This is a genomic window from Psychromicrobium lacuslunae (assembly GCF_000950575.1).
In the GTDB taxonomy this organism is placed as follows: Bacteria; Actinomycetota; Actinomycetes; order Actinomycetales; family Micrococcaceae; genus Renibacterium; species Renibacterium lacuslunae.
In genome coordinates, this window is the sequence record NZ_CP011005.1 from 3,068,085 (window position 1) to 3,083,760 (window position 15,676).

A 15,676-nucleotide genomic window follows, 5' to 3' on the forward strand; every position below is an offset into this window, starting at 1 on the left:
GTGTTTGGGAATCTCAAGGCTAATTGTCCCAGCATAACCAAGGCCTATGCTGGGGAGTCGTCAGGAAATGAACCCTGGACTCGCCGCAGGTGGATCACGTTTTCGTAAGTCTCTTCCTCTTCTTGATCGTGATGATGTAACCGCGCTGAGAACCACAGCACTATGAAGGAGGTTGCAATGAGCCCAAGGCTTGAGTATGAAAGGATTCCTTGAAGTGGAATTAGCTCCTTCATGCTGAAGGTTAGCGACTGGATGGCGGGCAAGAGGAACACGCCAAACAACCCAATTAACATGATGACCGATGCGCTCCGGTACCTTATGGGAATGGTGCGCTGCATCGTATTCCTGAACATCACGCCAATAATGCACACAGCGACGTAAGCTGGGTAAAGGAACCCCAGCATTGAGTACAGCTTGACGCTACTTTGCGCTTCAAATGCTCCTAAGCTTGCGAAACTGTATGGAGTGTAGCTTTGGACGAAAAACACCACGAGCAGCCCTGACATCGCTGCGAAGATTATCCAGCCGACCGGGCCGACAACAGCTTTGATTGCCACATCGGACTCGTATGCTTCGGCTACTCGCTTGCCGAGAAGGAGGAAGGCTCCGTAAAGGCAAAACCTGAGAATTAGATTGGCGACATTCTGCCCTCCAAGGAATTGGTCTATGGGGGTATAAAACATCGGGATAGACAGGGCCATCGCTACAGCTATGAGGACGAAAAAGAAAAACAAAGCTAAGTTTCGCTTTGGAACCTCACCTTGACTGGCGCGGGGTCTAACAAACTCTGGCAGCCTCATCAAGATAGAAAGAACGTATAACACTAGAACGATCCACTGAGTTGTTACTACTGCAATCATCCGAGTAGCCTTCCAATGCGATCAACGGAGGACTTAGCTGCCTTGTCGCCCTTCGGGTCCGAGATCGCCTCGACTAAAACCTTCACAACCTTTGCCATTGCTTCATCCAGCACGTCATCGTCCAATGCGTCGATCATCGGTCCGAGGATCGCGAGATAACGGTTAGCCGTTGGTGACACATCACTCGCACGCCCCACCCCTAGGCCGCGCAGGATGCTCTCCATGACAGCAGGCTGAGCCGCTGTCTTACCCGACTCGATGTTGCTTACAGTTTGACGCGAAACGCCTGCGATCTCTGCGAGGCCTTCCTGCGTGATGTTCTTGCCGATTCGTAGGTCACGGATCAAGCTTCCATAAGACAAACGATCTTTCAGAGAAGTGCGACCCCAATCGATACTTCCCAATCTTTTCTCTTGGTCAGAGCTTAGCGAGTTCATGCACATCAGTCTACAACTATTTGTCAAGTGCTTACTAGAACGAGACAAAAAGATCCCAAGCTACTTGACTAAGCTGTCAAAAAAGCGCATTATTTTTTCCATGAGATCGACACAAGAATCCGGCTGGGTACTCAGGGAGTTGCGGCAACAGGCTGGCCTCACTCTCGAAGAGGTGGCGAAGCTCGCCAACACCAGCGCTTCCTACCTTTCGCGAGTTGAGAACTGCAAAGTTCAGGCTAGTGAAGCTTATCTGAGCAATGCCAGCTTGAAGATTGTTAGTCAATGGAAAAAGGACTTGGATGCCGCTTCAAGCTCTGTCGCAGCTAGGGCCATTTCGTGAGTGGCGAGACTGGCGCAGTGCGTCTGTATCCAGTCACCGAAGTGGCTACGTTGCTCGCCGTATCCCGAGACTACGTTTACGACCTAATCAACAGTGGCCAACTAAGGGTCGCCGACGTTGGAAGCTCCGCAAGGGTGAAGAAGCGCATCCGTGCTGATGATCTTCAAGCGTTCATTGAAAGCCGAACTACCTAACCCCACCCCACATCCCCCCGTTCCGAGGTTCGCCCACGGACGTTGAAATAGAGGTTTTTTGTCATGCCCGAAAATAGTTTGCCAGCAACCGCGACCGGTTATGAGCGCAGGTTGCTTGAGTATGCTGCGGAGCATTTCCTAGTGCTGGGTCGTAGTAAGGCCCGTCGCCTGGCTATCAAGCTTTGCAAACGGCAGGCGAGGATGATGGACCTTGATCTGGAGCGCATCTTCGCTCACGCCGACCCAACACCCCAGCAAGCTTTCAGGAACATTGAGGCGTCCTTGAACGCGGTGCAGGCATGTCGTTGAGTGCAGGGCAGTGTGGAGCTTCGGATAGTGATCCTGGCTTAGTCTGGGTTGCGAGCGTGCTTGCCAATCCTTGGTTGATGCTCCCCATCATGATTGGTTTCGTTTTGATCGGCGGTCTCTGGCCTTGGTGGAAGGCCGTGTTTCTTGCGTACATAGTTGAGCCGTTGAAGGCTCGGTGTCGAAAGTCGGTTGAAGATCGAGAACCCGATGATGAGTAGAGCGCTGACTAACCCCCCAAACGATGAAACAAGGAATATAGGCTCGTTTGTTCCGCCGAGCTGAACAGCTAGAACCATGCAAATTTCGCCGAAAACCAGGCAGAACAACACCAAAGCGAGAAACAGCCTCATTGGCAGTTCCAGCCAAGCGTATTTGTGGCCGGGCGGTCTCCGAAAAATTGATCCGGGCTCGAAGGCTAGCGCAAGTAGGAGCACGGGGAGGATCTGGGCCAGGGTCATGCAGGTGTCCTTAGACATAATCCTCCGTTGAGACCTGAAGAAGTTTTGATCTAACGAAATAGTACAGGCGGTCACCATGCCGGGTGACCGCCTTTTGTGTACCCAAAAAGAGAAAAGAGTACTGATATGAGTGTACGACAGTATCTGCTTGTTCGGCGGCTGATTGGCCGGGCTGAGGTGTTGATCGCAACGGGTCGGGACCGTGAAGCTCGACGCGCCATGGGCAAGGCTTTACGGCTGCTGAAAGGCCGGTCGGTCTGATGTCCGTTTTTGTTGATTCCAATAACTGGGTGAGCGAGCAGGACGGCGTCCGGTGGGCGTTGTGGGCTTTGGGGGATTCGCGCGGCTGGAGGCCGGGCAGCTTCTTTGAGCGTCTGATCGAGGCTTACGGGCACGCGGATCATGAGAACCAAGACGTTCTCCGGCAAGCTTATCCGCGCCTTTTCCTCATGCTTGAGAAGGGTAGGCAACGCGGCGGAGTCGAAGTCTTAGCCGCGCTGATCGGTGAGGCGAAATGAAGGCCCGCCAATTCTTAGCCCGACTAGTGACGCACACCGTTCTGGTGTGCGTCGTTTTCTTTGGGCCATTAGCTTTCGCCTCCTATCTGAGCGCGGTGATTGCGCCATGACCTCCCACGACCAAATGCTGTCCCTGCTCCTGGAGATGCGGGACGACGAAACCGACCTACTCAGCGGGCTCAGCGATGTCGCCGACGAGGCCGCTGAGGATCATCGAAAGGCTTGCCATGCCAGCGAATGAAGTGCACCTGCCGGACGGGCGGGTCATGACCGATAAAGAGTTCGAGCAGCGGCGGGCTCTGCTGTCCAAACCCTTTGATCAGTCCGAGATCGAGAAGTTGCCCCGGCAGATGAAGCGGGATGACCAGAACCGTGCCCAGTGCCGGGAAGGAACCGTGGCTAGTGCGGATGGCTACTTTTGCGGCGGCTATCATGCACGCTCCATCCACCTTGATTATGTGGGGCATGCGGGGATCACCGACCGCCTGAATGAGGTTGACCCGTTCTGGGTGTGGGAGCCGATGGCCCTCACTGCCGGGGGGACCCCGCTGATGTCCGACGGTGGCATGTGGGGCAAGCTCACTGTCCTGGGGGTGACCAGGATCGGCTACGGCGACCCTGGACGCAATAGCGGACCGAACGCGATCAAAGAAATGATTGGCGACTTCCTGCGCAACGCTGCCATGCGGCACGGCGTAGGCACCTACCTGTGGTCGAAATCCGAGGCGGCGTTGCTGAAGAAGCGCGGTGAAGAGCCAGACGAAAATCAGGAACCCGCCGAACAGGCAGCCCCGGCCGTGAAGCCGTGGACTCGGGCCACGGTGGAGAACCGCATCAAGTGGGAAAAAGGCAACCTTGACGGGCTCAAAACCGCATGGCGTGAAGCGAAAGCTGCTGGCACCGAAACTGACCTCCTGAAACTCATCGAGGACGCCGCAAAACCAACCGAAAAACCCATTGAAGGGACCGTTATCCCATGAGCGAACTCTCGCAAGAATCCAAGTACGTCCTCCTAGCCGCCTTGCGTAAGCGTGTCACGGAAGAGGAAACGCGACACAAGGCCGCTTTCTCTGACGCCATGCTACCCACCGAGCGGAGAGTTGCAGCCATCGACGTTGACGGTGTCGGTCGGATCAAACTCGGCTCAGTGACAAGAACCGCAGAGTCCGAGTCCTGGGACATCACCGACTTCGCAGCTTTCGAAGCATGGGTGAAAGCCAACCGGCCCGAATGGCTCAAAACCGTCACCTACGTCAGCGAACAAGCTGTGGCTGATGTGAAGGCGCGAGCGAAAGCTAACGGTGGCGCTTTTGATCCTGACAGCGGGGACGAGATCCCCGGTCTGAAGAAAAGGTTGGGAACCTCCTACGTGAAGGCCCTCCCAGATAAAGACATTGACGAAACCCTGCCCTTGCTCATTCAGAGCGGTTCGCTGACTTGGGCCCAGATTTTGGAGTTGGAGAAGTGACCGGACCAAAACCAAGGGTTCGGGCTCTCGTCGTTTTGCGGGACGATTCTCGCTGCCAGTGGTGCGGTGGATGGGTCGATGTGAACTCGGGCTGGTACTCACTCCAACACCGCCGTGCCCGAGGCATGGGCGGGACCAAAACCGACTGGGTCAACGGCCCGGCGAACCTTGTACTCGTCCACGGAACCGGCACAACACAATGTCACGGGTTTATCGAATCGCACCCGCTGGAGGCAGCCGCACGCGGTTTCCGGCTCGGCGTAGGGCAAGCACCCGACCAGGAACCTTTAGAGGACTGGGAGGGCGTCAGATGGACTCTCACCAGTCGGGGCACCCGAATCAATATGAGCCGGATAGGAGGCGATGCAGCATGAGCGGAAGAGGTCATTGCGCAAAGTGTTTCAACAACTTCACCGGCTGTGGAAATAAGGACTGTCGGTGCCATCCAGTCTTTGCTCCGCGCTCTGTTATCAACTCGGCGCTGACTCAGGCCGAGGCGTATGCCATTGATTTTGCGCGCGGTGAGCGTGACCCGAACGAAATGGATTTAGGGAGCTTTGGAAAGTGGCGGAAGAAATGATCACAGTGCCCGCTAAGCGCCCAGAAACATGCTGCCTGTCTCGCGGTAACAAGTACGCGTGCAACCGCCGTGAAGGCCACACTGGACGCCATTACTTCGTCTGGTACGGACTCGGCGGCAGGGTCAGAGGCGTGTGGGGTGAGAGGTGAGGATCAGAACGATCAAACCAGAGTTTTGGCGGTCGGAGGACATCGCCTCGCTGGCTCTCGCGGACCGTCTGCTGTTCATCGGCTTGTGGTCCTATGTGGATGATAACGGGGTTGGGCGTGATGACTCACGGATCATTCAGGCTGACCTTTTCGCGTTGGAAGATCCACTCAGTGAGTCCTCAGTGAGCGTTCAAGAAGGGTTAGACAGGCTTTTTTCTGCCGGACTTATCCACAGATATTCGGTCTCTGGAAAGCGATTTTTGCATGTCACGAATTGGGAGCTTCATCAGAAGATAAATCGGCCAACTCCGGGCCGGTACCCCCTTCCGACCTGCGACGATGCTGAAACTCACGAACCACTCACTGAGTCTTCAGTGAGTCCTCAAAGCATCCTCAGTGCTGGAACAGAGGAACAGAGGAACAGGGGAACAGTTAACAAACACTTGTCCGATGCTCACGCATCGAACGAGAAAGAATTCACCCAGTTCTATTCGAAGTATCCGAAGAAGGAAGGTAAGGAGGCTGCAAGGAGAGCGTTCAAAGCAGCCCGGAAGAAAGCGAGCCTTGGCGAGATCATGGATGGTCTCGAAAAGTACTTGGTCGCCATTGAGGGCAGGGACCGTCAATTCTGGAAACAACCCGCGACTTGGCTGAACGCCGGTAGCTGGATGGACGAGTACGACACCGTCCAGCAATCATCGTCAGCGTATTGGCGTCCGGTGGTTCGGGATGGTTGAGGCGCAGCCTTTAGCGGACCTTGATGCTGAACGGTCGGTGCTGGGCAGTGTGATGCTTTCCCGGTCGGCACTGGTTGATGTGGTCGAGGTCGTGTCCGCAGCGGATTTCTACCGTCCAGCACATGAAATGATCTTTACCGCCTGCCTGGGGTTGTTCAATCGTTCGGAGCCAGTTGATCCGGTGACGGTTGCGGCTGAACTGTCCGCGCAGGGGACACTTCACAAGTGCGGCGACGCAGTCTACCTTCACGAACTGGTGCAAGCAGTTCCGACGGCGGCGAGTGGGTCGTACTATGCGGGGATTGTGGCGAATAAGGCCGGGTTGAGGCGCTTGAGTGCGGCCTTGGCTAAGGCTCATCAGGTGGTGATGAGTGGCGCTGACTCCCAATCAGCGTTGCAGGAGGCCCGATCCCTGGTGGATTCGGCTGTGCGCACTGATGAGGGGAGTTTGCGGTCGATGGGTGAAACCATTGACGAGACGCTGAATGATCTTTCGGAACCGGTGAGATTCACGCCAACGGCGTGGGATGACCTTTCCTACCTGCTCGGCGGGTGGCGTCCGGGTGCGGTGGTGGTGATCGGGGCCAGGCCCGGCGTTGGCAAAACGGTGGTCGGGTTGCAGTCGGCTTTGGACCTGACCCGTCACGGGAACGTGCTTTTCGCATCACTGGAAATGACCCGTAACGAACTCCAGTCCAGGGCGATAGCCCAGATCGCGAAAGTGTCCGTGAAAGACATTGACCGGCGCTCACTAACTGATGAGGCTTGGGATCGGGTAGCAAAGGCACGTAAAGACCTTGACCGGTCACTTTTTATTGACGACCGGTCCTTCCAAACCATCACCTCCATCAGATCAGCTGCCCGGACTGTTGCACGGAAAGGACCACTGGCCGGGGTGGTCGTGGACTACGTGCAACTGATTTCGGCACCCACCGGGGATCGTCGGTCGCGTCAAGAGCAGGTAGCTGAGATCTCCAGGGGTTTGAAGATTCTGTCCAAAGAGTTGGATGTTCCCGTTCTGGCTTTGTCGCAGCTCAACCGCCAGTCAGAGTCCCGAACAGACAAACGCCCGTCCATTGCCGATCTTCGCGAGACCGGGGCGTTGGAGCAGGACGCCGACGTGGTTTTGCTTTTGCACCGCGACCTGGACGGCGACCCATCATTGATGAATATCGCGGTAGCTAAAAACCGTCACGGCATTACCGGCGCAGTGGAACTGACTTTTGAGGGAGCCTACTCCCGCATTACACAACGAGGCTGGCAACCAGCCTATGGAAGGAGCAACTAATGGCTCAAGTGAATTTTCACGGCTGGCTGTCCGCTGATACGGATCTCAGATTCAGTCAGAACGGCCTAGCAATACTGACCTTGAAGGTTCCCGAAAACCATTCAAAACGGAACCAGAGTGGTGGATGGGATCAGACCGGCACCACCTGGTGGAAAGTGACCTTCTTCGGCGCTCTCGCTGAGCTGTGGGGCAATGCCGGATTGAAAAAGGGGACACACGTTGAGATCTCGGGACCATCGAAAACCGAGACTTGGCAGGGCCAAAACGGGGAGAACATGTCCGTCCTGGCGGTCACTGACCCGGCGATGAAAATCATCACCGACAAACCCAAAGCAGGGGATGGGGATAACCCGTGGTCCACCCCGACTGCTAGTCAGAATGCGAGCTGGGGTGAGCCAAACAATGATGAGCCGCCTTTCTGATCCGCAACCCGATTCGAGGATGTCTGTCTACCGCTCGAAGACCCCAGGTCGAAGTACGTGGCATATCGCATGGGTGGGCAACCCTCACCCCGTCTACGAGACTTTCAACGATTGGGAGTCAGCTCTCAGGACTGCTCTCGAAGTAGTCCAGGATGACCACCGCGCAGCATTGGAGATCGAACCATGCTCGTAACGCTCACCATTCCGAAGGCTGATGAGTGGTTGAACTCCAATGACCGGCGACACCATATGGCGCGCTGGAGGATAGGCCGAACTTGGCGGGAAGCGGCCAAGGTTTACGCTATCAAGGCCAAGCTACCACACCTGCAAAAAGCACGGATCACCGCCACCATTCACCGGGCAAGGTCCAACCGGTCCGACGCCCTCAACTTCGCGCCGACGATCAAACCCATCATTGATGGCTTGATCGACTATGGGCTACTACCTGATGACGACGACAAACACCTGTTGGTAGACGTTCGAGGAGGCGTTGCCGGTACGCCAAGGGTTGAGCTGGTGATCGAAGATCTACTCTGACTTCGCATTTGCCGCGTTCATGAGAAAAACAACGAAAACGAGCCGCCCCAGGGCGGCTTTCCTACTTAAAGGAGGCCGCGAAATGAGCGCCCAACATCTTGAAGCAACTGGTTTCGTCCAGCTAGCCAATCGCTCAGCTGGCTACTATAGGACTCTTCGGGTTATCAAGGTCACCCAAGAAAGGCCGGACAGGCTTGAACCTGGTGCCATTATCGTGAAGGTCCGATTCCGCATCCCCGCCGCAGCGTTCGAACCACTCGAACCTACCGCCACCATCGAAGTACCCGCCGATTTGATCCAGCACGAGATCGCAGCGGAGGCCACGAAATGAGCCTTTATTACCAGGATGATCAAGTGACTCTGTTTCACGGCGACTGTTTAGAAGAGACCGATTGGACCACAGCCGATGTCCTCGTCGCCGATCCTCCTTACGGGATAGGGTGGCAGCAGTCAGGATATTCCAACGGCAGACCTCATCCTGGCATCCAAAATGATGAAGACATCAGCACACGAGACGCCGCCCTGAAGCTCTGGGGGACCAAGCCCGGATTAGTTTTTGGCGATATCAGAAAGCCATTCCCCAACGAAACACGAAGAGTCCTGGTCTGGAAGAAACCAGCTGATAGCGGCCTCCAAGGCTCCACAATCTGGCGCAAAGATTGGGAACCGATTTTCAGGATCGGCAACTGGCCTCAACGCCCTGCGGTAAATTCTTCAATTATCCCCACTGGCGCGGGAAGCCACAGGTCGTATGCCCAGGGAGTCCATCCGCACGCCAAGCCGCAAGACGTACTCCAACGATTAATCACACTATGTCCCCCCGGTATTATTGCAGACCCTTTCACTGGGTCAGGCTCAACTTTGATAGCGGCAAAGGCTCTAGGTCGCAAAGCTATTGGGGTCGAGTTGGAGGAAAAGTATTGCGAGATAGCGGCACGGCGATTGTCTCAGGGTGTGCTTGATTTCGGGGAGTCAGCATGAGCCGCCCGATTCTTGCGCGTGATGTGCGGCCCGGCGACACCGTGCGAGAAAACCGCGATATAGCCGACATGGCGGCGGTCTTCACGTTCCCGGTCGCCAAAGTTGAACCATACAAGAATGGCAAGTGGATTCGCCTTGCGACGACTAGGGGCGTGATCAGAAACTACAGCCCAGACGATGAGCTGACCCTTATTGATCGTCCGGCCCCGCAACTGCCTACCGAGCCTGGCAGCGTGATTATTGCGTATGAGGTGCGCGGGGTCAGGAACGAGGACGGGTGGCGGATGATGCTCACCAGTGGCGAGGCCTGCCCCTGGATATCCAGCCAATACGTTGATGGTTACCCGTGGCACGACCCGGAGCACATCACTGACTGGTTGCCTGCGACCGTCACCACCAAGGAGACAGAGCAATGAGCGCGGCATATGTTCGCCGCTACTACGGTGTGCCAGCTAAACGCGGCGTGAGAGTGACCGTTGAGGGGCGGCCCGGTGTCATCGTCTCTTTCCCTGAGCAGTACATCGGAGTCCGGCTAGACGGCGAAAAGCGTACTTCGCGTTGCCACCCAACTTGGGGAGTCGAATACCCCGAACCAACCGAACTGGAGTCGAAATGATCACGCTCCACATTGGCACTTGTTGGGCCTGCGAGTGGGAGTCGCGGGCCGTCGATTCTGAGGACGATGCACGGGAGCTTGAAGATCATCACTGGGACAGTGAACACAAGCCGAAGCACAAAGCCACCCAACCAACCGAACAGGAGCCCCGATGATCAGCTTGAAAGAAATGGGTGACAGCGAGATAGCTGACCTAGCGACCACTCAGGCCAACTTGGTTGTCAGGTCGGTTCTTGAGCGTAAATCACGCATCGCGTTTGACCGGGCGAAGAACTGGGAACTGATCGAGGAAGAGCGCAAGAAGCGCCGCAGCGAGACGAAGGAGCGGTCATGAGCGAACAAGAACAATTAGCCGCCCTCATCTACCGATCATCTGGGAGCCAATTCTTCCCCACGATCTGCGCATTTGTTGCAGACAACATCATTGCTTCACCCTGGCTTGCTGCCCGTGACGCACGCATAAGGGCCGAAACGCTCAACGAAGCCGCCAGATGGCTTGAAGAAGACTGGCAGCTCATCGACGCTGAGCAAAAGCACCTCATAAGAATTCCGGCCGTGGTCAAGGCTATGCGGAAGGTGGTCCGACAAATCAGAACGTTGGCTGACCGTGCCAAGGAGGAAATACTGTGAGCGACCTGACCCCGACCCAAGTCCACGTACTGCGAGCCGTGGCTGAGAATCGCCTATACGAGCCGAGCAGCATGACCCCTGCGCTGGCTTTCACTGCCGAGAACTGGGCCGCTCTCGAATGGTTAGAGACTCAAGGCTTCATCAGCCGCTTCACCCGCTACGCCCGGCCCGACTACACACTCACCCCAAAAGGACACGAAGCATTATGACCGCTACTGAGCGCCTACGCGACCTGCTTACGGTTGAGGCCGCAGCAACACCCGGACCCTGGACGGTGAACGGGTTTGATTGCCTTGTCGACGCGGACGGTGAGCCGCTTCTTTCGTCCAGCATCGCAGGCGACCCATGGGTAAAGGATCCAAAAGATGACAAGTTCATCATTGAGGCGCGGAACAACCTCCAACCACTCACACAAGCCGTCTTAGACGTGCTAAAGGTACACAGGGATGGAGGGGTGTGGGAATTCAATGACAGCCGCGATTATTTCGGCGACGATGAAAAACCCCATTGGTGTAAAGGCTGCGACGATAACTGGCCGTGCCCGACCGTGCAGGCCATCACCAAACACCTAGGAGACAACGATGAGTGAGACGACTCAAGACTTTTTCGAACTGAAACTCACAATGGACAGCGGCAGCGAAATAACGATCCACGTCTCAGGCTTCGCTAACAGGACTGAAGGCTTCAAGGCACTTCTTGCCGCAGCTCAACCCCAACTTCTGATGCGTGCAGTTCAGGAGTTCGACCAGATGGATGAAAACGATGAGTGACAACCTACGCCAAGCACTACTTCGGCTGATCCTTTCGGTTGAGCGGGATGCAGACGACCATGCCGGGCAGCGCACTGACGACTACAACGAGGGTCTTGACGAAGGCGCTTTGGGCGTTATTCAAGAACTAAAGAGAGTCCTGAACGCGTTCCCGGAGCCGGAAACCACGACCGAGTGGGCCACGCGTGACGAACAAGGAACTGTCCGGGTCTATGAGGACGAGGCGGGAGCGCGCCATATTGCTGAGGTCACAGGCGAAGAGCTGATCACCCGCCAAGTCGGGGCATGGCAGAAAGCGAGCAAATGATGACTTACATCTTTACCGACAGTGATGGCGAAACTCTGGAGATTGGGGGCATTTCCCGCGCCCCGAAGATCGTCATAACCACCTCAGGCTACAGTGTCAATGTTCCGGACAATCAAGTCCCTGAACTGGTTTTGAACATGCTTGAAGCCGCTGGGTTCGGCGCGGGGTCAGAAGTCTTTATCGGTGACGCCGTCATGGAACTGAGGAAGCACCTATTCGCGGTCAAGGCTGAGGCGGCACGGTTGGCGGACATGGAAGCCGAAGCCGACCGCAACGCATTAGAGGCCGAAGCGCAACGATTTTATGAGACCTGGGCTGGTGGTGAGCGCGGATCGGGGGTTGCTCCCTATCGCTTACTTGGCGAGAGAAGTAAGCAGAAATGGCGTGATGTGGCTCTCACTGCGCGGCGAATCAACCAAGACGGTGCAGCATGAGCGGGATCAACTTTGATTGCCAGTGTGGGAACTGCACCAAGTGTCACTATGACCAGCGCTACCGCATCGTAACCATCCAGGACAAGACTGCACTAGCTCAAGCAATGCAGGACTACTACGACTGGGACTGCTACAGCGGACACAAGGCTATGGTCGTTCTTGATTCTTGGGGGCAGCCTTGGATCATCGCTGACGACGAGTGGGACGATGTCACCTACGCTTGGAGGCCCAAGTACTCCGAGAACGAAGACGGCGAAGAAGACACCACGCACACTGTGCTGCTGACCGAGTTCGAAGAACGCCGATTCCCTTTGCGCGTCCTTTCGTGGCCCGGCTACGAGACTTTGCTTCGCAGGGAAGAACCCACTGAGTTTCAGGGCTGGCTCAAGGAATTCAGAGAGGATAATGCCTCATGAGCCGGGGCCAACTTGCACGCACGCCCGCGGACTTCCCACGCATGAAACACCGCGCAGCCGGACGGTTAGCGAAGAGGCGGCTGGAGCAGTGGTTACGCAGCATCAACTGGGATGCAAAATTTATCGGCGGCCCCGATGACAAGCCCTTATCAAAGACAGGGGTGCTGATGGTCGCACCAGAAGGCACACCAATAAGCGACAAGGCCGCATGGACGGAAATTAGCGGCTACCTCAGCGTGGATGGAGTGGCGTTATGAGTAGGCCCCTAGAGTTTGTCACCACATCCAACTACGACCAAGCAGGCAACTAATGACCAAACACGAGAACCTTCACGAAGCGATGCAGGCACTTCGAGAAAGCATCGGGCTAGTGCTAAAGGAAGAGGAAGCCGAACTAGTCAAAGCGGGATCAAACCGAGACGCCAAAATGTGGGGAACACTCGCTGCCATTCAGCAAAACATTGACTGGGCACTAGCAGAACACCCCCACCAAGGAGAACACAAATGGCCCAAATCAACCAAGAGCTAGCCGCCGCGAAAGAAGCAGGCGTAACCGTGGAACAAGTCCAAGCCATCACCGCCGAAGCCATCAGACGACAACAAGAACCAATTATGCGTGATGAACTCTACCGGCCCCCGGTCAACGGGTGGGTAGACATCTGCAACCTATGCGGACAACTCTTCGAAGATCGAAACCCGGGCAGGCTAAAAGCGCGAGGGAATGCACACTACGCCTGGCACAACCAGATCGAAGTCCGACTCCGCAAACTCGAACAAGCGACAGCCAGGTAACACCACCGCACACCATGGACCGTCTATCGGCGGTCCTTTTTCATGCCCAAAAGGAGGCAACAATGGAATTACTAGCAACGTCGCTGCTCTGCTTATCGGTAGCCTTAGCAGCAGCCCTGACAACACATGCTCTTGTTGCCCGCAAATACGAACAGATCACGCGGGAGCAGTTCGACTGGCGGCTAACTCTGGCTTTATGGTTTGGGGCAATTCTCGCCAACATCTCCAACACTGTTGAGCGGTCACCTATAGCGTTCACTCTCGGGCTGGTGCTCAACATCCTCGTTATCGCGACCTCAGTTCGCAGCATTGTCAGGAACATCCTTGTGCGTCGTCGCAGGAAACTTGAGCAAGGAAGCCCGGATGAGTAGGGGCCAGACGCCAAGAACGCCGGAGTTCTTTCCGAAAATGAAAGACCGAGCTGGCAGGCGCAGGTTCCGGCGTGAACGCAAACGAGCCGTCAACGAGCTAGCGAACCAGGTAGCCACTCTTCCAAGCACCGTAAACGCAATAGTGGAAATCGCCGGGAAGGCTCTCGTCTTCCTATCCGATTACGTGATCGCAACCTTCTCCGGCTTCCTCAAAGCCTTGGGCGAGCACAATGCACGCCGACAACTCACAGCCACACCGGACCAAGGAGGCGCGAATGCCGATTCAGATCACCCGTTACGCAGAGACCAGCGACGGCATGACACTAGGTGAGCTGCACCAATTCATCCAGACAGCTCTAGCCCACAACATCGACCCGCACACACCCCTCAAAATCGTTGCTGGGTTCCGTTCCCAGATCAAAACCATCACGACGGGAACACTCGATAAATGACGACGAAACTCAACCAGTTAGTGCACGAACTCACCCGACCGCACGCGGCCACCATTATCCGGGACGACGGGTCCAAGACATTCACCACCGAAGCGTCACTACTGAACCAACTAAGGGAGGCTGTAAAAGGCAGCGGCGGCAGGGGCGCATCAGGTGCGAACAGCGCACCAATACCCATCAACCCGGCAGCGCACGACCTTTACCAGCGGATCTCCTACAAAGCGCAACAACTCAAAGCAGCACATAAAGGCATTACCACCGGCACACTCGAATCAATCATCCAGGCCTGGTCCCTCGCACTCACCAACGACCACGACATCACCCAAGCCGCCCGCACCGTCGAACACTGGAACACCCAAATCAGGGCACTACTCGACCCGCCCAAAACCATTGAACTCAAAATCAGTTGCCCCCAATGCGGTGCACGACAGGTCATCAACGCTGAAGGAGAAATCAACCTCGCCGTCACCATCCAAAATCTGACAGCACAATGCGCTGTCTGCCTCACCCAATGGGAAGGCGAACAGCTCTGGTATCTGAAAGAAGCAACCGACTACGAACCCGCCGACACGAACAAAACTACACAGTTGTAATCCGCTCATCGAACACTTAAACTATTGAGTAGCCAGCACAGCTGTCTCCAGAATCAATCACACTGATGGCCCGGTAGAGCTAAGCTCCCGGGCCATCACCCATTTAACCCGAAGCGCAAGTGAACCACCGCTCAGGTGGCAAACTAGGGGGCTGCATGGCTGGTGATGGGCAGACAAGCCGACGATGGAAGACAAAGATCCGGCCACAGTTCAGAGCACAAGGCGAAGAAGCCAACGCTCCCTGCTGGCTATGCGGACAACCCATCGACTACACAATCACAGACCAAACCAACGACGATGTTTGGGAACCAGACCACTTCTACCCAAGGTCAACCCACCCGCAATTCGCTGAAGACCCAACGAACCTCCGCCACAGCCACCGCGGATGCAACCGTCAACGATCAAACAAACAACACACCGATCTTCACGGACTCGGAACACTAACCCGAAACTGGTTCAACAAACCCAACCCAGCAGGGTAGGGGCGTCCACGTCTTCACAAAAGATTTCACCGGCCAGGTTCGCCCCAGTAACTGTCCTCTCCCCCCGCGTGTTTGGGCCTGGGGTCGCGCGCAGGATTCTAGCAGCAGGGAGGGGTGCTTGTGTCTGTTTTCGAGTCGTGCGTAAAGGCTATTGAGGCTGCCCCTCATGTTGACCGTGATGGTGTTGATGCCGCCGCCGTTGAGGCGTTGCTTTCGTTGGCTCGAAAGATCGACGCGTGGGATGTAATTGTTGGCTGGGCTTTTGAGGACGCGGCGGAGTCGGGGGATCGTCCGAAGGTTCCGGCGAATGACAACACTTCTCTTCCCACTTTTTTGCGGTACTGCGAGGCTTTGGGGTTGACTCCTGGTTCGCGTAAGGCGTTGACGGGCGATAAGGCCGTGGAGGTTGATCCTGTTGACGAACTCAAGCAGAAGCGGAAAGCGAAAGCCAAGGCTGGGTAAAACTGAGCCGAGGTTGTGGACGCGGCCTTTGCGGGAGTTGACGCCTGAGACTTCTCTTGGGTTCGAGGCTATTG

At 56.0% G+C, this 15,676-nt stretch carries 32 protein-coding genes; 30 read left to right on the plus strand and 2 right to left on the minus strand.

What is annotated here, in order from left to right; translation table 11 throughout:
* Positions 1–44 precede the first annotated feature (44 nt).
* Both UM93_RS14410 and UM93_RS14415 read right to left on the minus strand, forming a co-directional pair.
* The gene (locus UM93_RS14410) at positions 45–860 is read right to left on the minus strand and encodes a hypothetical protein (protein WP_045076230.1); all 816 of its coding nucleotides are present in this window, start codon (positions 858–860) and stop codon (positions 45–47) included.
* Positions 857–1,297 (minus strand): helix-turn-helix transcriptional regulator, encoded by a 441-nt coding sequence (locus tag UM93_RS14415; RefSeq protein WP_045076231.1) that lies wholly within the window; start codon positions 1,295–1,297, stop codon positions 857–859. Before UM93_RS14415 ends, UM93_RS14410 begins: the two co-directional genes overlap by 4 nt.
* A 100-nt stretch (positions 1,298–1,397) precedes the next feature.
* Between UM93_RS14415 and UM93_RS14420 the strand changes: the two genes are divergently transcribed.
* The 30 genes from UM93_RS14420 (at position 1,398) to UM93_RS14565 (ending at position 15,602) form a co-directional block, all read left to right on the plus strand.
* Complete coding sequence (locus UM93_RS14420) at positions 1,398–1,637, plus strand: helix-turn-helix domain-containing protein (protein ID WP_157874158.1); 240 nt, start codon at positions 1,398–1,400, stop codon at positions 1,635–1,637.
* A gap of 41 nt (positions 1,638–1,678) precedes the next feature.
* Entirely contained in the window at positions 1,679–1,831 is a 153-nt protein-coding gene (locus UM93_RS18135; protein ID WP_422784959.1) for a helix-turn-helix domain-containing protein, read from the plus strand.
* Between the two features lie 63 nt (positions 1,832–1,894).
* Entirely contained in the window at positions 1,895–2,140 is a 246-nt protein-coding gene (locus UM93_RS14430) for a hypothetical protein (protein WP_045076234.1), read from the plus strand.
* A 584-nt stretch (positions 2,141–2,724) separates the two neighbouring features.
* Complete coding sequence (locus UM93_RS18040) at positions 2,725–2,859, plus strand: hypothetical protein (RefSeq protein ID WP_267884323.1); 135 nt, start codon at positions 2,725–2,727, stop codon at positions 2,857–2,859.
* A complete protein-coding gene (locus UM93_RS14440) occupies positions 2,859–3,116 on the plus strand; it encodes a hypothetical protein (protein ID WP_045076236.1) in 258 nt (85 codons plus the stop codon). The genes UM93_RS18040 and UM93_RS14440 overlap by 1 nt, the downstream gene beginning before the upstream one ends.
* Before the next feature lie 106 nt (positions 3,117–3,222).
* Positions 3,223–3,357 carry a hypothetical protein gene (locus UM93_RS18045; protein ID WP_267884324.1) on the plus strand — a complete coding sequence of 45 codons (135 nt, stop codon included), beginning with the start codon at positions 3,223–3,225 and terminating at the stop codon, positions 3,355–3,357.
* Entirely contained in the window at positions 3,344–4,096 is a 753-nt protein-coding gene (locus tag UM93_RS17270; RefSeq protein WP_052663817.1) for a hypothetical protein, read from the plus strand. The genes UM93_RS18045 and UM93_RS17270 overlap by 14 nt, the downstream gene beginning before the upstream one ends.
* Positions 4,093–4,584, plus strand: coding sequence for a hypothetical protein (locus UM93_RS14450; RefSeq protein ID WP_045076237.1), 492 nt, complete (start codon positions 4,093–4,095; stop codon positions 4,582–4,584). Before UM93_RS17270 ends, UM93_RS14450 begins: the two co-directional genes overlap by 4 nt.
* A 1,304-nt stretch (positions 4,585–5,888) precedes the next feature.
* Entirely contained in the window at positions 5,889–6,050 is a 162-nt protein-coding gene (locus UM93_RS17745) for a hypothetical protein (protein WP_157874159.1), read from the plus strand.
* The gene (locus UM93_RS14465) at positions 6,043–7,338 is read left to right on the plus strand and encodes a replicative DNA helicase (protein ID WP_045076239.1); all 1,296 of its coding nucleotides are present in this window, start codon (positions 6,043–6,045) and stop codon (positions 7,336–7,338) included. Before UM93_RS17745 ends, UM93_RS14465 begins: the two co-directional genes overlap by 8 nt.
* Entirely contained in the window at positions 7,338–7,760 is a 423-nt protein-coding gene (locus UM93_RS14470) for a single-stranded DNA-binding protein (RefSeq protein WP_045076240.1), read from the plus strand. Before UM93_RS14465 ends, UM93_RS14470 begins: the two co-directional genes overlap by 1 nt.
* 183 nt (positions 7,761–7,943) lie before the next feature.
* Positions 7,944–8,297: a hypothetical protein gene (locus tag UM93_RS14475; protein WP_045076241.1), complete on the plus strand. Its 354-nt coding sequence runs from the start codon at positions 7,944–7,946 to the stop codon at positions 8,295–8,297.
* A gap of 82 nt (positions 8,298–8,379) precedes the next feature.
* Positions 8,380–8,628: a hypothetical protein gene (locus tag UM93_RS14480; RefSeq protein ID WP_045076242.1), complete on the plus strand. Its 249-nt coding sequence runs from the start codon at positions 8,380–8,382 to the stop codon at positions 8,626–8,628.
* The gene (locus UM93_RS18050) at positions 8,625–9,278 is read left to right on the plus strand and encodes a DNA-methyltransferase (protein ID WP_045076243.1); all 654 of its coding nucleotides are present in this window, start codon (positions 8,625–8,627) and stop codon (positions 9,276–9,278) included. The genes UM93_RS14480 and UM93_RS18050 overlap by 4 nt, the downstream gene beginning before the upstream one ends.
* A complete protein-coding gene (locus UM93_RS14490) occupies positions 9,275–9,694 on the plus strand; it encodes a hypothetical protein (protein WP_045076244.1) in 420 nt (139 codons plus the stop codon). Before UM93_RS18050 ends, UM93_RS14490 begins: the two co-directional genes overlap by 4 nt.
* The gene (locus UM93_RS17520; RefSeq protein WP_045076245.1) at positions 9,691–9,894 is read left to right on the plus strand and encodes a hypothetical protein; all 204 of its coding nucleotides are present in this window, start codon (positions 9,691–9,693) and stop codon (positions 9,892–9,894) included. The genes UM93_RS14490 and UM93_RS17520 overlap by 4 nt, the downstream gene beginning before the upstream one ends.
* Before the next feature lie 151 nt (positions 9,895–10,045).
* Positions 10,046–10,228, plus strand: a complete 183-nt coding sequence (locus UM93_RS14500; RefSeq protein ID WP_045076246.1) for a hypothetical protein — start codon at positions 10,046–10,048, stop codon at positions 10,226–10,228.
* Positions 10,225–10,524, plus strand: coding sequence for a hypothetical protein (locus UM93_RS14505; protein ID WP_045076248.1), 300 nt, complete (start codon positions 10,225–10,227; stop codon positions 10,522–10,524). Before UM93_RS14500 ends, UM93_RS14505 begins: the two co-directional genes overlap by 4 nt.
* A complete protein-coding gene (locus tag UM93_RS14510) occupies positions 10,521–10,733 on the plus strand; it encodes a helix-turn-helix domain-containing protein (RefSeq protein ID WP_045076249.1) in 213 nt (70 codons plus the stop codon). Before UM93_RS14505 ends, UM93_RS14510 begins: the two co-directional genes overlap by 4 nt.
* Positions 10,730–11,113, plus strand: coding sequence for a hypothetical protein (locus UM93_RS14515; RefSeq protein WP_045076251.1), 384 nt, complete (start codon positions 10,730–10,732; stop codon positions 11,111–11,113). The genes UM93_RS14510 and UM93_RS14515 overlap by 4 nt, the downstream gene beginning before the upstream one ends.
* Positions 11,106–11,294: a hypothetical protein gene (locus UM93_RS14520; RefSeq protein ID WP_045076252.1), complete on the plus strand. Its 189-nt coding sequence runs from the start codon at positions 11,106–11,108 to the stop codon at positions 11,292–11,294. Before UM93_RS14515 ends, UM93_RS14520 begins: the two co-directional genes overlap by 8 nt.
* Positions 11,287–11,601 (plus strand): hypothetical protein, encoded by a 315-nt coding sequence (locus UM93_RS14525; RefSeq protein WP_045076254.1) that lies wholly within the window; start codon positions 11,287–11,289, stop codon positions 11,599–11,601. Before UM93_RS14520 ends, UM93_RS14525 begins: the two co-directional genes overlap by 8 nt.
* On the plus strand, positions 11,580–12,035 hold the full coding sequence (locus tag UM93_RS14530; RefSeq protein WP_157874160.1) for a hypothetical protein: 456 nt from the start codon (positions 11,580–11,582) through the stop codon (positions 12,033–12,035). Before UM93_RS14525 ends, UM93_RS14530 begins: the two co-directional genes overlap by 22 nt.
* Positions 12,032–12,451 carry a hypothetical protein gene (locus UM93_RS14535; RefSeq protein ID WP_045076256.1) on the plus strand — a complete coding sequence of 140 codons (420 nt, stop codon included), beginning with the start codon at positions 12,032–12,034 and terminating at the stop codon, positions 12,449–12,451. Before UM93_RS14530 ends, UM93_RS14535 begins: the two co-directional genes overlap by 4 nt.
* A 41-nt stretch (positions 12,452–12,492) precedes the next feature.
* Positions 12,493–12,708, plus strand: a complete 216-nt coding sequence (locus tag UM93_RS14540; RefSeq protein ID WP_157874161.1) for an MBT domain-containing protein — start codon at positions 12,493–12,495, stop codon at positions 12,706–12,708.
* Between the two features lie 246 nt (positions 12,709–12,954).
* A complete protein-coding gene (locus tag UM93_RS14550; protein ID WP_045076260.1) occupies positions 12,955–13,242 on the plus strand; it encodes a hypothetical protein in 288 nt (95 codons plus the stop codon).
* 62 nt (positions 13,243–13,304) lie between these two features.
* Positions 13,305–13,613, plus strand: a complete 309-nt coding sequence (locus UM93_RS14555) for a hypothetical protein (protein WP_157874162.1) — start codon at positions 13,305–13,307, stop codon at positions 13,611–13,613.
* 275 nt (positions 13,614–13,888) lie between these two features.
* On the plus strand, positions 13,889–14,065 hold the full coding sequence (locus UM93_RS17750) for a hypothetical protein (RefSeq protein WP_157874163.1): 177 nt from the start codon (positions 13,889–13,891) through the stop codon (positions 14,063–14,065).
* Entirely contained in the window at positions 14,062–14,658 is a 597-nt protein-coding gene (locus UM93_RS14560) for a DUF7341 domain-containing protein (RefSeq protein ID WP_045076263.1), read from the plus strand. The genes UM93_RS17750 and UM93_RS14560 overlap by 4 nt, the downstream gene beginning before the upstream one ends.
* A gap of 602 nt (positions 14,659–15,260) precedes the next feature.
* A complete protein-coding gene (locus UM93_RS14565) occupies positions 15,261–15,602 on the plus strand; it encodes a terminase small subunit (RefSeq protein WP_157874164.1) in 342 nt (113 codons plus the stop codon).
* Positions 15,603–15,676 lie beyond the last annotated feature (74 nt).

Coding starts and splice junctions, on each gene's coding strand:
- UM93_RS17750 (WP_157874163.1), top strand. CDS start 13,889: ATGCCGATTCAGATCACCCGTTACGCAGAGACCAGCGACGGCATGACA.
- UM93_RS14450 (WP_045076237.1), top strand. CDS start 4,093: ATGAGCGAACTCTCGCAAGAATCCAAGTACGTCCTCCTAGCCGCCTTG.
- UM93_RS14430 (WP_045076234.1), top strand. CDS start 1,895: ATGCCCGAAAATAGTTTGCCAGCAACCGCGACCGGTTATGAGCGCAGG.
- UM93_RS14500 (WP_045076246.1), top strand. CDS start 10,046: ATGATCAGCTTGAAAGAAATGGGTGACAGCGAGATAGCTGACCTAGCG.
- UM93_RS14465 (WP_045076239.1), top strand. CDS start 6,043: ATGGTTGAGGCGCAGCCTTTAGCGGACCTTGATGCTGAACGGTCGGTG.
- UM93_RS14560 (WP_045076263.1), top strand. CDS start 14,062: ATGACGACGAAACTCAACCAGTTAGTGCACGAACTCACCCGACCGCAC.
- UM93_RS14520 (WP_045076252.1), top strand. CDS start 11,106: ATGAGTGAGACGACTCAAGACTTTTTCGAACTGAAACTCACAATGGAC.
- UM93_RS14415 (WP_045076231.1), bottom strand. CDS start 1,297: ATGAACTCGCTAAGCTCTGACCAAGAGAAAAGATTGGGAAGTATCGAT.
- UM93_RS14440 (WP_045076236.1), top strand. CDS start 2,859: ATGTCCGTTTTTGTTGATTCCAATAACTGGGTGAGCGAGCAGGACGGC.
- UM93_RS17745 (WP_157874159.1), top strand. CDS start 5,889: ATGGATGGTCTCGAAAAGTACTTGGTCGCCATTGAGGGCAGGGACCGT.
- UM93_RS14480 (WP_045076242.1), top strand. CDS start 8,380: ATGAGCGCCCAACATCTTGAAGCAACTGGTTTCGTCCAGCTAGCCAAT.
- UM93_RS14535 (WP_045076256.1), top strand. CDS start 12,032: ATGAGCGGGATCAACTTTGATTGCCAGTGTGGGAACTGCACCAAGTGT.
- UM93_RS14410 (WP_045076230.1), bottom strand. CDS start 860: ATGATTGCAGTAGTAACAACTCAGTGGATCGTTCTAGTGTTATACGTT.
- UM93_RS18050 (WP_045076243.1), top strand. CDS start 8,625: ATGAGCCTTTATTACCAGGATGATCAAGTGACTCTGTTTCACGGCGAC.
- UM93_RS14530 (WP_157874160.1), top strand. CDS start 11,580: ATGGCAGAAAGCGAGCAAATGATGACTTACATCTTTACCGACAGTGAT.
- UM93_RS14525 (WP_045076254.1), top strand. CDS start 11,287: ATGAGTGACAACCTACGCCAAGCACTACTTCGGCTGATCCTTTCGGTT.
- UM93_RS14540 (WP_157874161.1), top strand. CDS start 12,493: ATGAAACACCGCGCAGCCGGACGGTTAGCGAAGAGGCGGCTGGAGCAG.
- UM93_RS17520 (WP_045076245.1), top strand. CDS start 9,691: ATGAGCGCGGCATATGTTCGCCGCTACTACGGTGTGCCAGCTAAACGC.
- UM93_RS14420 (WP_157874158.1), top strand. CDS start 1,398: ATGAGATCGACACAAGAATCCGGCTGGGTACTCAGGGAGTTGCGGCAA.
- UM93_RS14555 (WP_157874162.1), top strand. CDS start 13,305: ATGGAATTACTAGCAACGTCGCTGCTCTGCTTATCGGTAGCCTTAGCA.
- UM93_RS18040 (WP_267884323.1), top strand. CDS start 2,725: ATGAGTGTACGACAGTATCTGCTTGTTCGGCGGCTGATTGGCCGGGCT.
- UM93_RS14470 (WP_045076240.1), top strand. CDS start 7,338: ATGGCTCAAGTGAATTTTCACGGCTGGCTGTCCGCTGATACGGATCTC.
- UM93_RS18045 (WP_267884324.1), top strand. CDS start 3,223: ATGACCTCCCACGACCAAATGCTGTCCCTGCTCCTGGAGATGCGGGAC.
- UM93_RS14475 (WP_045076241.1), top strand. CDS start 7,944: ATGCTCGTAACGCTCACCATTCCGAAGGCTGATGAGTGGTTGAACTCC.
- UM93_RS14550 (WP_045076260.1), top strand. CDS start 12,955: ATGGCCCAAATCAACCAAGAGCTAGCCGCCGCGAAAGAAGCAGGCGTA.
- UM93_RS14515 (WP_045076251.1), top strand. CDS start 10,730: ATGACCGCTACTGAGCGCCTACGCGACCTGCTTACGGTTGAGGCCGCA.
- UM93_RS17270 (WP_052663817.1), top strand. CDS start 3,344: ATGCCAGCGAATGAAGTGCACCTGCCGGACGGGCGGGTCATGACCGAT.
- UM93_RS14490 (WP_045076244.1), top strand. CDS start 9,275: ATGAGCCGCCCGATTCTTGCGCGTGATGTGCGGCCCGGCGACACCGTG.
- UM93_RS14505 (WP_045076248.1), top strand. CDS start 10,225: ATGAGCGAACAAGAACAATTAGCCGCCCTCATCTACCGATCATCTGGG.